The sequence below is a fragment of the Variovorax sp. HJSM1_2 genome (genome assembly GCF_049316285.1).
In the GTDB taxonomy this organism is placed as follows: domain Bacteria; phylum Pseudomonadota; class Gammaproteobacteria; order Burkholderiales; family Burkholderiaceae_C; genus Rhodoferax_B.
The window spans coordinates 356,915-369,724 of record NZ_JBMOXA010000002.1; the positions used below are offsets into that span (position 1 = coordinate 356,915).

At 60.0% G+C, this 12,810-nt stretch carries 12 protein-coding genes and 1 pseudogene; 7 read left to right on the forward strand and 6 right to left on the reverse strand.

The features are described from left to right. Positions 1–87 precede the first annotated feature (87 nt). From ACFQ95_RS04105 to ACFQ95_RS04130, 6 genes are all read right to left on the reverse strand, one after another. Positions 88–1,059: a Bug family tripartite tricarboxylate transporter substrate binding protein gene (locus ACFQ95_RS04105; protein WP_422829527.1), complete on the reverse strand. Its 972-nt coding sequence runs from the start codon at positions 1,057–1,059 to the stop codon at positions 88–90. A gap of 177 nt (positions 1,060–1,236) precedes the next feature. Beyond that, positions 1,237–2,001: an SDR family NAD(P)-dependent oxidoreductase gene (locus ACFQ95_RS04110; RefSeq protein ID WP_422829528.1), complete on the reverse strand. Its 765-nt coding sequence runs from the start codon at positions 1,999–2,001 to the stop codon at positions 1,237–1,239. A gap of 312 nt (positions 2,002–2,313) precedes the next feature. Beyond that, positions 2,314–3,042: a FadR/GntR family transcriptional regulator gene (locus ACFQ95_RS04115; RefSeq protein ID WP_422829560.1), complete on the reverse strand. Its 729-nt coding sequence runs from the start codon at positions 3,040–3,042 to the stop codon at positions 2,314–2,316. Positions 3,043–3,367: 325 nt separating this feature from the next. Further along, complete coding sequence (locus ACFQ95_RS04120) at positions 3,368–4,720, reverse strand: TRAP transporter large permease (RefSeq protein ID WP_422829529.1); 1,353 nt, start codon at positions 4,718–4,720, stop codon at positions 3,368–3,370. Positions 4,721–4,722: 2 nt separating this feature from the next. Continuing rightward, positions 4,723–5,205, reverse strand: a complete 483-nt coding sequence (locus ACFQ95_RS04125) for a TRAP transporter small permease (RefSeq protein WP_422829530.1) — start codon at positions 5,203–5,205, stop codon at positions 4,723–4,725. Between the two features lie 107 nt (positions 5,206–5,312). Then, positions 5,313–6,299: a TRAP transporter substrate-binding protein gene (locus ACFQ95_RS04130; RefSeq protein WP_422829531.1), complete on the reverse strand. Its 987-nt coding sequence runs from the start codon at positions 6,297–6,299 to the stop codon at positions 5,313–5,315. A 521-nt stretch (positions 6,300–6,820) separates the two neighbouring features. Between ACFQ95_RS04130 and ACFQ95_RS04135 the strand changes: the two genes are divergently transcribed. From ACFQ95_RS04135 to ACFQ95_RS04165, 7 genes and pseudogenes are all read left to right on the forward strand, one after another. Then, positions 6,821–7,630 carry an NAD-dependent epimerase/dehydratase family protein gene (locus ACFQ95_RS04135; RefSeq protein ID WP_422829532.1) on the forward strand — a complete coding sequence of 270 codons (810 nt, stop codon included), beginning with the start codon at positions 6,821–6,823 and terminating at the stop codon, positions 7,628–7,630. Then, positions 7,627–8,535, forward strand: coding sequence for an SMP-30/gluconolactonase/LRE family protein (locus tag ACFQ95_RS04140; RefSeq protein ID WP_422829533.1), 909 nt, complete (start codon positions 7,627–7,629; stop codon positions 8,533–8,535). The genes ACFQ95_RS04135 and ACFQ95_RS04140 overlap by 4 nt, the downstream gene beginning before the upstream one ends. Positions 8,536–8,615: 80 nt before the next feature. Beyond that, positions 8,616–9,584 carry a TRAP transporter substrate-binding protein gene (locus ACFQ95_RS04145; protein ID WP_422829534.1) on the forward strand — a complete coding sequence of 323 codons (969 nt, stop codon included), beginning with the start codon at positions 8,616–8,618 and terminating at the stop codon, positions 9,582–9,584. 68 nt (positions 9,585–9,652) lie between these two features. Then, entirely contained in the window at positions 9,653–10,252 is a 600-nt protein-coding gene (locus tag ACFQ95_RS04150; protein ID WP_422829535.1) for a TRAP transporter small permease, read from the forward strand. Between the two features lie 13 nt (positions 10,253–10,265). Beyond that, positions 10,266–11,555, forward strand: coding sequence for a TRAP transporter large permease (locus ACFQ95_RS04155; RefSeq protein WP_422829536.1), 1,290 nt, complete (start codon positions 10,266–10,268; stop codon positions 11,553–11,555). A 21-nt stretch (positions 11,556–11,576) separates the two neighbouring features. Continuing rightward, the gene (locus tag ACFQ95_RS04160) at positions 11,577–12,545 is read left to right on the forward strand and encodes a Bug family tripartite tricarboxylate transporter substrate binding protein (RefSeq protein WP_422829537.1); all 969 of its coding nucleotides are present in this window, start codon (positions 11,577–11,579) and stop codon (positions 12,543–12,545) included. Positions 12,546–12,664: 119 nt separating this feature from the next. Next, positions 12,665–12,810: pseudogene (locus tag ACFQ95_RS04165) on the forward strand (5-dehydro-4-deoxyglucarate dehydratase); the annotation flags it as partial.

The window sequence follows — 12,810 nt, forward strand, 5'->3', positions numbered from 1 at the left end:
TGGCTTTGCCAGGCCGCAGCTGTTGCCCCCTACAAGGGGGTTGGCGCAGCGACACAAAGTGCGCGAAGCCTGGGGGTGTTCAACAGATCAGGGTTTGATGTTGAGTTTGTTGATCAGGTCGCCAAAGTAGACGTTGTCCTTGGCCAGCGTTTCCTTGAAGGCGGCGCCGTCGGTGTAGACAAAGCCCAGGTTTTGCTTGTCCATGACTTCGCGCAGTGATGGCTCTTGCGCCGTCTTTGCGGTGAACTCGCGCAGCTTGGCCATCACTTCCGGTGGTGTGTTCTTCGGTGCGCCCAGGCCGCGCCAGGTGCCTATGCTCAGGTCAATGCCGCGTTCCTTGGCGGTGGGCACGTTTTCATAACCCTTGAGGCGTTTGTCGGCCATCACCACCAGCGTCTTCAGCTTGCCGCTTTGCACATGGGTCCAGACTTCGGCCGGGCTCACCGCCACGGCTTCGATATGGCCACCCAGCAGCGACAACACCGCAGGTGCCGCGCCCTGGTAGGGAATGTGGTTGAACTTGGTGCCGGTCTTGTCCTGCAAGGCAGCGGCAGCCAAATGCCAGATGGAGCCGTTGCCCGAGTTGCCCACACGCACGGTTTCAGGCGACTTCTTCGCAGCGGCGATGAACTCTTCAATCGTGTTCCACGGTGCATCGGCCTTGACGGTGATGGCGGCGGGATCGGAGTTCAATTGTGCGATTGGCTGGAAGTCGTCGTACTTGAACTTGGCCAGGCCCAGGTGCGGCAGCGTCAGCAACTCCACCGTCAACACGGCCAGTTTGTAGCCGTCTGGTTTGGAGTTGATGACCTCGCTCCAGCCAATGGCACCGCCCGCGCCGGGCTTGTTCAGCACCACGATGGGCTGGTTGATGTGTTTGCGGCTGGCATCGGCAAACGCACGTGCCAGACCGTCGGTGCCACCACCGGCTTGGTAGGGCACGAGCAATTCGATCTGGTGGTTAGGGTAGTCGCTTTGTGCCGAAGCTGGCGCGGCAAAACCAAAGCTCAGGGCGGCAGCGGCAAACACTGCGGCAAGGCGGGGGGCGGTAACTTTCAAAATGTCTCTCTCTCGGTTAGTGGTGAACAAAAACTCTCGTCAGCGAGCCCTTATTAAGCTGGGCTCTGCAGTAGCGGGGGGACACCGTGGAACTGGCTTTGCCAGGCCACCGGTGTCGCCCCTGCAAGGGGGTGGCGTAGCGACACGAAGTGCGCGAAGCCTGGGGAGTGCAACAAGTTACGGCATGTATTGGCCGCCGTTGACTTCAATGATCTGTCCGGTCACGTAGCTGGACAAAACTTCGGACGCCAGGAACAGGAACGCGCCCGTGCATTCGTCGGCATCGCCCAGCCGGCCCATGGGAATACAGGATTTGAACGATTCCAGCATCGCCGGCGTGGAGTAGCGGTCGTGGAATGGCGTGACGATCACGCCCGGCGCCACCGCGTTCACGCGGATCTTGTCGCCCACCAGTTCCTTGGCCAGGCCACGCGTGGCCGTGCTCACAAAACCCTTAGCACCGGCGTACAGGTAAGCACCGGGGCCGCCGCCGTGGCGCGCGGCCACCGAGGTCACGTTGATGATGTTGCCACCCTGGCCGCGTGCGCGCATCAGCGGCACCACTTCGCGGCAGAAGGCCAGCACGGACAGGGCGTTGATGTGCAGGATGTCGTCGAACAACGCGTCGCTCATCTCGGCGATTGGCACGCGCTGCACCAGGCCACCGGCGTTGTTGATGAGGATGTCGATGTGGCCGAAGGCTTGGACGCTTTTGGCGACGGCGGTTTTGATGGCCTGGCTGTCGCGCACATCGGCTTGCACGGTCACGGCTTCGCCACCGGCGGCCTGGATATCGGCGGCCACGGCGCTGGCGGCAGCTTCAGACTGGTTGTAGTGCACCACCACCTTGGCGCCGCGTGCGCCGAAGGCTTTGGCCACGGCTGCGCCAATGCCAGTGCTGGCGCCGGTCACGAGTACAACTTTGCCTTTGAGGTCTTCCATGAAGATTCTTCCCTGGTGAGATGGTTTGCAGATTCAAAAGAATGCCTTGCACGGGGTGCAGGCCACATGACAGCCACACACGCCGAAGGCGTGCAGCAGCGCAGATATGGGTGTCGATTCTGTTAAGTCATCGTACAACTAAAGACATTAGCTGCTGGTTCGGGAAAACCCGGTTCCCGGGCCTTCAGCGTGTGAATGCTGCAACAAATAAAACGCCTGCCATCCCCCGCTGCTTGATCTGCTTTGGGGAAATGGCAGGCGTTTCGAGAGGGCTGCGCCGCTTGTGTTTTTTGTACGCGCTGAATGGCGTTGTCAGCCCTTGAGCATGGTCTCGGGCGGCTGGCTTTTGCGCAGGCGCTCGCGGCTGTTCGACAAATGGGTGCGCATGGCCGCGCGGGCCGATTCGGAGTCTTGCTGGCGGATCGCGGCGTAGATGTTTTCGTGCTCGCCATGCACACGCAGCAGGTATTGCAAACGGCCCTCGGGTGCGTTTTGCAAGGTGTTCACGCGTGTGCGCGGAATGATCATCGTGCCCAGGTAGGTCATCAGGTCGGCAAAGTGCTGGTTGCCGGTGGAGCGGGCCACTTCCATGTGGAACTGGAAGTCGGAGGGCACGGCGTCCTGGTCGTTCTGGATGGCGTCGTGAAAGCCTTTCAACGCGTTTTCCAGTTGCACCAGATTGGCCGGAGTACGCCGCTGGGCGGCCAGGCCGGCAGCTTCGGTTTCCAGGCTGATGCGCAACTCCAGCAGCGCGATGACATCGGCCACGGTGGCAAAGTCTTCGGGCGCAATCTTGAAGTTGCCGGATTCGGGTGGCGCAATCACAAAGGTGCCAATGCCGTGCCGCGTCTCCACAAGACCAGAGGCCTGCAGGCGCGAGATGGCTTCGCGCACCACGGTTCGACTGACGTCGAAGCGGGTCATGATTTCGGCTTCGGTGGGCAGTTTGTCGCCTTGCTGCAACTGGCCCTGGCGGATGCTGCCCGACAGGTTGTCAACAACTTCGGAAACCAGGCCGCGTGCGCGGCGTGTGCGTGGCATGCCCGTGTCAACGCCAGCGGGCACGGCGGGCGCAGCGACGCCGCCGGGTGGTGAAATGTGGGTGTTAGATTCCATCAGGGATTTGCATGTGTCGCGAGTCGGACTCGTTTTTATTATCGGACAACGTATGACTGATGTGCTCAGTAACGCGCTCACTGTAGCAAAGGCCAAGTAAAAGTCCAGCCTGTGCGGGGCTATCTTGTAAGAGGCTGTTGTGCCGAAGATTCACGCTGGAATTCTCTGGCGGTGAAAAAAAGTCCCAGGCGGCAGGTGTGGGGGCCGGGCTGGGACTTGCTGGGTTTGAGGCGACAGGCTGGGCGCGCGGCTAATGCACCGGATGCCCGGTGATCAGCGACGGCAGCCAGGTGGAGAACGCCGGCACATAGGTCACCAGGTTGATCGCAATCCATATCGCCAGGTAATACGGCCAGGCGGTTTTGGTGGCCTCACCAATCGAGATGTCGCCGATGGCGCAGCCGACAAACTGCACCGTGCCCACGGGCGGGTGCACCAGGCCCAGAGCGCAGTTGAGCAGCAGCATCATGCCGAACTGCACCGGGCCCACGTCCATTTGCATGGCCAGCGGCAGGAACAGCGGGGTGGTGATCAAGATGTGCGCGGCCATGTCCAGGAAGATGCCCAGGAAGATCTGGATGATGTTGATGTACAGCAGCATCAGCCATGGCGTTTGTGTGGCGTGCATCAGTGCGCTTTCAATTGCCTCCGGGATTTCCAGGTAGGCCATTTGCCAGCGCAGCATGTTGGACACACCAATCAGCAGCAGGATCACGCCTGTGGTCTTGGAGGCTTTCTTCAGCGACTTGACGAGTTTTTCCTTGCTCATGGTGCGGTAGATCACGGCCGTGAGGAACAGCGAATACGCCACCGCAATCGCCGCCGCTTCGGTGGCGGTGGTGACACCACCCATCACGCAGCCCAGGATCACCACGATCACCATCAGGCCCGGGATCGCGGCGATGAAGGTGGTCAGCACGGCCTTCCAGCCGGGGAAACGTTCCAGCATGGAGGAGCCGTCGGCGCGCTTGGGGAAACCGTTGCGCACGGCTTGCCAGTAGGCGGCGATCAACATACACACCATGATCCAGAACACCGGCACCAGGCCGGCGAACATCAGGTCACCGATGGACACGCCGCGGATCACGTCGCCGCCTATGGTGCCGGCCGCCGCCTGCGCGGCAAACGCGTAGATGATCATGTTGTGCGACGTGGGCATCAGCGCGCCGGTGAGCGAGGCGTGGGTGGTCACGTTCACGGCGTAGTCGGCGCTATAACCTTCGCGCTTCATGATGGGAATCATCACGCCGCCCATGGCCGAGGTGTCGGCAATCGGCGAGCCGGAGACGCCGCCGAACAGCGTGCTGGCCATGACGTTGGCCAGGCCCAGCCCGCCCTTCATGTGACCGACCATGCTGCGTGCGAAGTCGAGAATCTTGTCGGCAATGCCGCCGTGCAGCATCAGTTCGCCCGAGAAGATGAAGAACGGAATCGCCAGGAAGGAAAACACGTTCATGCCGGAGACCATCATCTGCATGGCGGTGGCCAGGGGCAGGCCCTCCACGGCAAAGGTGGCCAGGCAACTCAGGCCGATGGCAAACGCCACCGGCACCCCAAGTGCCAGAAAGAGCGCGAAGCTCAGGGAAAGTACAGCGAGTTCCATGATCAGGCCTGGGTTTTATTCGTGAACAGTGCCAGCATGTGCTTGACTGAAAACAGGATGATGAGAACGCCCGCAATCATCGGCGGCACGTAGCGCCAGGCCTCGGAAATGCCCAGCGTGGGAATGGTGTCGTGGCGTGTCGAGGTGGCCATGTGTTCACAGCCCCACAGCAAGATGACGGCAAACGAGATGGTGAGCAGTTGCACCACCACCAGACACAGGAACTGCGCCTTTTCGGGCAGCAGCTTGACCACCGAGTCCAGGCCGATGTGGCCCGCGTCATGCACGCCAGAAGCAGCACCAAACATGGCGACCGAGATCACCAGCAGCAATGCCACTTGTTCGACGTAGGGTGGGGCGTCATTAAAGGCGTAACGCATGATCACGCCGTAGATGACCACGATGCCCAAAGCCGCCAGGCAAGCGCTGGCCGCACGCAGCACCCAATTGGACAGGTGCTCGTTGATTGAATTGAAGAGATCCATGGGATGGCTTTCTGCTGTTGCACCGCGACGCCGGACAGCCTGCCGGATGCGGGGCAAAAGCCCTGCATCGCGGCAAGCGGTCCGGCGCTGAATTGCGGTGCGTCGGCTTACTTGACGTTGACGATCTCTTGCACCAGCGACTTCAGTTCAGGCGTGCTGGCAAATTTGTCCCAGACCGGCTTTTCGGCGTTGACGAAGCTGGTCTTGTCGATTTCCGTTGCGGGAACGATCTTCGCGCCGCCCTTGAGCACGGCCGCCTTGGCTTCTTTTTCCTTGGCATCCCACAGGGTCACGTAGTAGGCCACCGAAGCCTTGGCCGACTTGCGCAGGCCGGCTTGCTCGGCGGGTGTCAGCGTGTCCCACACCTTCTTGGAGAACACCACCACTTCTGGCGTCATCACGTGCATGGTTTCCGAGAACACGCCGGCGGACTCGTAGTGCTTGGCTTCTTCGTAGGACGGGATGTTGTTTTCAGCGGCGTCGACCAGGCCGGTCTTGAGGCCGGAGTAGACCTCGGCCATGGGCATGGGGGCGGGGGAGGCGCCCATGGCGGCGACCATGGCCACCGACAGATCGGATGGCTGCACGCGGATCTTCAGGCCCTTCATGTCGGCCACGGTCTTGATCGGCTTCTTGGCGTACATGGAGCGCGAACCACTCTCGTACATGGCCAGGCCGACAAAACCCGCCTTGTCGAAGGCGGCCAGGATCTTGTCGCCTTCAGCGCCGTAGATGGCTTTGCGGAAGTGAGCCAGGTCACGGAAGATGAACGGGAACGACGGCACCATGGACTCGGGCACGATGCCGTTGAACGAGGCCAGGCTCACGCGCACCATGTCGATGGCGCCGATCTTGACCTGTTCGACGGTGTCCTTTTCAGAACCCAGCGAGCTGTCGCCAAACACCTTGATGGTGTCTTTGCCGCCGGTGGCTTTGTTGAGTTCCTCGCCCATGTACTTCACCGCCATATTGGTGGGGAAGTCCTTGGAGTGGACATCGGCCGAACGGAAGGTTCGTGCAGACACCTGGCCGCTGACGGCGCAGACGGCTGCAGCCGCGATCAGGCTGAGTAAGGTGCGGTTGAATTTACGCATGGTTGAGCTCCTTGTTGTATATAGGTTTGAGCGTCGAGGGATGGCCAGCGATGTGCGGTTTTTAATTGCCCATAGCTGCGCCGGTGAACGGCTTTGGAAAAGCCGGATAGGGGTCGGTGGGGTGTTGCAGAAGCTTGCCGCTGTTGCCCTGAGGCAATGGGCGAGTGATCAACATGTAGCGATTTACCGAGAAACTGTCATTTATCAGTCATCCTATAACTTAAAGCCAAAGCAAGACAACGGGTTTACCCGTAATAGGATGTCCCCAACGGGATGCGAAACTAGCGACCGAGTTGAGTTGCCTGCTGTCCTGATTGGCTTTTCGCTTTGATCCAAGATCGATTTGAGATCCATTCCTAGGGTATGTCAGGAGAAAAAGCGCTTGACAAAGCCCTGCCAAATCTTGAAAATTTCAAGTCATCAGACAACGTACGACTGATGTGTTGGCCGGAAATGTACAGGCCCTCTTGCCCGGCGGCGCCCGTCCAGCCCATCCTTTATTCCCTCTAGAGAAGTAAAAAATGACCCTGAAAGTGCACGAAAAAATCTTGCTCACCGGTGCTGCCGGTGGTCTGGGCAAAGTGCTGCGCGAAAGCCTCAAGCAGAACTGCAACACGCTGCGCCTGTCTGATATTGCTGACTTCGGCCCTGCTGGCGCGAATGAAGAAGTGATGCTGGCTGACCTGGCTGACGCGGCCGCCGTGGACGCGATGGTGCAGGGCGTGGACGCCATCGTGCACCTGGGTGGCATCTCGGTCGATGGCCCGTTCCTGCCCATCATGCAGGCCAACATCCTGGGGCTGTACAACCTGTATGAGGCCGCGCGCCGCTTTGGTGTGAAGCGTATTGTGTTTGCCAGCTCCAACCACGTCGTGGGTTTCTACAGCCAGGGCGAAACCATTAATGCCGACGCGCCTCCGCGCCCCGACAGCTTCTACGGCCTGAGCAAGGCTTTTGGTGAAGACCTGTCCAAGTTCTACTTCGAGCGTTATGGCATCGAGACCGCGTGTGTGCGCATCGGCTCGTCCTTCCCCAAGCCGCGCGACCGCCGCATGCTGGCCACCTGGCTGAGCTACGGCGACTTGCATCGCCTGGTCACCGCCTGCCTGACGACGCCCGTGCTCAAGCACAGCATCATCTTTGGCATGTCGAACAACGCCGTCACCTGGTGGGACAACAGCCGCGCCAAACACGTGGGTTATGTGCCGCAGGACAGCTCGGATCAGTTCCGTGAAGAAATCTACGCGCAAACCAGCGCACCTGATTTGAACAACCCCGCGCACACCACGCACGGCGGTGGTTTCACGGTGCAAGGCCCTTACCAGTCATGAGCGCAGTGCCCGTGATCGGCCATACGCGTGACCGTGTGGGTGAATGCCCGGTGTGGGACCCAGCAGGCCAAGCGCTGTTCTGGGTTGACATCGAAGGCCGCTTCATCCGCCGCTGGGATGCCGCTGCTGACACCGTGCAAAGCTGGGCACTGCCCGAGCGCGTGGGTTGTATTGCCCTGACGGCTGACAACGGCGGCAACCGCGTGGTGGTCGCCGCCATGGAGACCGGCGTTTTTGCTGTTGAGTTGTTGGCTGCGCCCGAAGTGCGCGTGAACCTGCTGGCACCCATCACGCACCTCGCAGAAGGCATGCGTTTTAACGATGGCCGCTGCGACGCGCAGGGGCGCTTCTGGATCAGCACCATGGTGATGGACATGTCCAAGGCCTCCGCCTTGGGTGCCTTGTACTATCTGGACGAAAACGGCCTGAGCGCCGCCCAGGTGCAGGACATCATCACGCCCAACGGACTGGCCTTCAGTCCTGATGGCAAAACCGCTTACATGTCCGACTCGCACCCCAGCGTGCAGCGTATCTGGGCTTTTGAGTTTGATGCCGAACACGGCAAATTGGCCAACCCGCGTGAGTTCGTCGACATGACCAACTTGCCTGGCCGCCCCGATGGCGCCGCCGTGGACGCAGAAGGCCATTACTGGATCTGCGGCAACGATGCCGGCAAGGTACACCGCTTTGATCCGCAAGGCCGCCTGGTGAAATCACTCGAAGTGCCGGTGGCCAAACCATCGATGTGCGCCTTTGGTGGTCCAAACCTTGACGTGTTGTATGTCACGTCCATCCTGCCCGGCACCGTGGCCGCCGATACGCCGGGACTCAACGGCGCGGTGTTTGCGCTGGACCCAGGTGTGCGGGGCTTGCCCGAACCACTGTTTTCTCGCTTCCCCAGGTAAGCATTTTTGAAGTCGTTTTCCCCGGTAGTTTTGCGTCGCGTTTTTTCTTTTCTCTAACCAATCCTTCACAGGAGACAAACATGAAGTTTTCTTATCGCCTTATTGCTGCTGCAATCGCTGGCCTTTGCGTGAGCGCCCAGGCTGTCGAACTGCGCTCGGCCGATGTGCACAACAGCGACGAATACCCCACCGTTGCAGCTGTCAAGCACATGAGCGAAGTGCTGTCCAAGCAAAGCAATGGCAAGTACACGATCAAGGTGTTCAACAAGAGTGCTCTGGGCTCCGAAAAGGAAACGCTGGACCAGGTCAAGATCGGCGCACTCGATCTGAACCGCGTCAACATCAGCTCGCTGAACGCGATCTGCCCCAAGAGCCTGGTGCCCACCATGCCTTTCCTGTTTGACTCCATCGCCCACATGCGCAAGACCCTGGACGGTCCTATCGGCGAAGAAATCCTCAAGGGTTGCGAGAGCCAGGGTCTGGTCGGCTTGGCTTTCTACGACAGCGGCGCGCGTTCGATCTATGCCAAGAAGCCGGTGCGCACCATTGCCGATGCAAAGGGTCTGAAGATCCGTGTGCAACAGTCTGAACTGTGGGTTTCGCTGGTCGGCGCCATGGGTGCCAACGCCACGCCAATGCCTACCGGTGAAGTCTTGACCGCGCTGAAGACCGGCCTGATCGACGCCGCTGAAAACAACATCCCTTCGTACGAAGGTTTCCAGCACTACGAAGCCGTCAAGGTGTACTCGCGTACCGAGCACTCCATGGCGCCTGAAATGCTGGTGATGTCCAAGGCCGTGTTCGACAAGCTGTCGCCAGCCGAACAAACCATGTTCCGTGCTGCAGCCAAGGAATCCGTGACCTTCCAGCGCCAGAAGTGGGACGAGCAGGAAGCCAAGGCTTTGGCCATCGTGACCAAGGCCGGCGCGCAGATCGTGACCGACGTGGACAAGGCTTCGTTCAAGAACGCCATGGCTCCGGTGTACGCCAAGTTCATCACCACGCCTGACCTGCAACGCCTGGTGAAGGCCGTTCAAGACACGAAGTAAACCCATGACCGCGAGAAGCTCCGGCCGGCAGTTGCTGGCCCGAGCTTCTCGCGTTCTTTAGGACCCCCATGAGTGCATCCTCTACATCGACCTCGGCGACGGCTGCGGCCAACACGGCGGCCGTGAGTTCCGTCGCCCCCGGTCTCGACTCCGAACACGAACGTCCACCTGCGCGGCATTTTTATGCGCGCCTGTGCGGCTTTCTCAGCAAGAGCTGCCTGATCCTCGGGATCATCTGCCTGATCGGCATCATTCTCAGCGTGCAGACCCAGGTGGTCGGCCGCTACATCTTCAACGACACCCCGACCTGGGCTGAAGCGCTGGCCCTGCAGTTGGTGTTGTTTGTCACCTCGTTCGGCGTGGCTGTGGGCGTGCGCGATGCCGGCCACATCGGCCTGGAATCCCTGGTGTCCCTGCTGCCAGAAAACATGCGTTTGAAACTGGAGGTGCTGATCCACCTGCTGGTGGTGGTGTTCGGCATCATCATGGTGCAAAACGGCTGGCTCTGGACGCGTCTGAAGTGGGACGAACTCGATCCCATGCTGGGTCTGCCTGCGGGTCTTGATTACCTGTCGCTCGTGATTTGTGGTGTGTTGATCGTGATGTTCTCCATCGAGCACATCATCGCACTGCTGCGCAACGAGGACGTGGTTCCATCCTGGTATTGACTGAAAGAATTAAATGGAACTAACCGTTCTCTCGTTGAGTTTTGCGATTCTGCTGGTGCTGGGTGTGCCGGTGGCGTTTTCCATCGGTCTGGCCTCGGTCTGTACCGTGCTTTATTCGGGCATTCCCACCGCCATCGTCTTCCAGAAAATGGTCGGCGGCATGCAGGTGTTCTCGTTCCTGGCGATTCCGTTTTTCGTGTTCGCCGGTGAACTGATGCTCTACGGCGGTATCGCCGACCGCATCGTGCGTTTTGCCAACAGCCTGGTGGGCCACGTGCGTGGCGGCCTGGGCATGAGCAACGTGATCGGCTGTACTTTGTTCGGCGGTGTTGCCGGCTCTCCATTGGCCGACGTGTCGGCCATGGGCTCAGTGATGATCCCGCTGATGAAGAAAGAGGGTTACGACGCCGATTACGCGGTCAACGTGACCACACACGCGGCACTGGTGGGGGCGCTGATGCCGACCTCGCACAACCTGATCATCTTTGCACTGGCCACCACCGGCATTGCCTCGGTCAGCGTGTTCAGCCTGATCCTGGCTGGCGTCATTCCTGCGCTGCTGCTCACCATCTGCAACCTGGTGGCGGCCTACTATGTGGCGGTGAAGCGTGGTTACCCCACGCACGGCACCTTCCCTGGCTGGAAGGTCGTGATCAAGGCTTTCCTGGCGGCTTTGCCTGGCCTGCTGATCGTGGTGATCATCCTGGCTGGCATCTTGTCGGGCATTTTCACCGCGACCGAGTCGGCTGCGACGGCCGTGTTGTGGGCCTTGCTGGTGACGGTGCTGGTTTACCGTTCGCTGTCGTGGCAACACTTCCTGAAGGCTTGCGCCAAGGCTTGCAAGACCACCGGTGTGGTGCTGCTGCTGATCGGTATCTCCTCGGCCTTCGGTTATTTCATGGCGCTGTATGAAGTGCCGCAGAAAACCGGCGCGCTGATGACGTCTGTCTCGGCCACGCCATGGGTCATCTTCCTGATGATCAACGTGCTGTTGTTCGTGCTGGGCACCTTCTTGGACATGGCCGCCACGATTCTGATCTGTACGCCCATCTTCTTGCCTATCGCGGCACAGTTTGGCATGGATCCCGTGCAGTTCGGCATCGTCATGTTGATCAACTGCGCCCTGGGACTCAACACACCGCCAGTGGGGGTGACCCAGTTCGTCGGCTGTGCCATTGGGGAGATATCGGTGGGGCAGGTGATGAAGTCCATCCTGCCTTTCTACGGTGCGCTGACGGTTTGTCTGGCGCTCGTGACCTACGTACCAGCGTTCTCGCTGTGGCTGCCGAGTGTGTTCAAGTAAACACGAGACCAGGAGACAAACATGACATTGAATCGCAGAACGGTATTGCTGGCGTCCGGCGCATTGGCTACGGTGGGCTTGCCTGCCATGGCCCAAAGCTTTCCCAACAAGCCGATCAAGCTGATCGTGCCGTACCCTCCAGGCGGTTCGTCGGACATCATCGCGCGCTCCATCAGCCAACCGCTGTCTGAAGCGCTGAAGCAGTCGGTGATCGTGGAAAACCGTCCCGGTGCGAATGGCAACCTGGGCGCGGAGTTTGTCGCCAAGTCTGCACCAGACGGCCATACCATTTTGTTGTGCGACGTGGGCGCGCTGGCCATCAGCCCTTCGGTCTACACCAAGCTGGCTTTTGACCCGAGCAAAGACCTGCGTGGCGTGACCATGCTGGCCTACTCGCCGCACATGCTGGTGGTGCATCCGTCGGTGCCCGTGTCCAACTTCAAGGAGTTGGTGGCGTACTCCAAAAAATCGGATCTGAACTTCGCCGTCACCGCCATGGGCAGCGCCCCGCATCTGGCCGGTGTGGCGGTCGAGCGCGCCAGTGGCGCCAAGTGGATCTACGTGCCTTACAAGGGCGGCGTACAAGCCATTGGCGACACCATCGGCGGCCAGACCCAGGTGCTGATGAACGGCATGCTTGCGACCTTGCCACACGTGCAAAGCGGCAAGCTCAAGGTGTTGGCGATCTCGAAGAAAACCCGCATGCCGTTGGTGGGCGATGTGCCCACGCTGGCAGAACAAGGTGTGACCAATTTTGAGTCCGGCACTTGGCAAGGGGTGTTGACGCCCAATGGCACGCCTGCGGCCGTGATCACCAGGCTCAACAACGAACTGATCAAGATTATTCGCAGCCCCGACATTCGCTCGCGCCTGACCGGGCAGGGCGCTGAAGTGGTGACGATGTTGCCTACCGAGCAAGACCAGTTCTTCAACCAGGAACGCACTCGTTGGGCCCAAGTGGTGAAGGACGGCAACATCCGGCTTGATTGATGCGGCCTGGCCGCAAACACTGTCTTAAAGCAAATAACCAAAAAGGCAGGCGCCGACCACGGCGCCGCATTCCTCAACTTCCAGTTCAATACATTGTTTCAAGGTAGATCATCATGAGCATGAACCCACAAGACCTCAAGAAAATCATGGGCTCCGGCCTGTTGTCGTTCCCCGTCACCGACTTCGATGCCCAAGGCAACTTCAACGCCAAGTCGTACGCCGCCCGCCTGGAATGGCTGGCCCCCTACGGCGCCTCGGCGCTGTT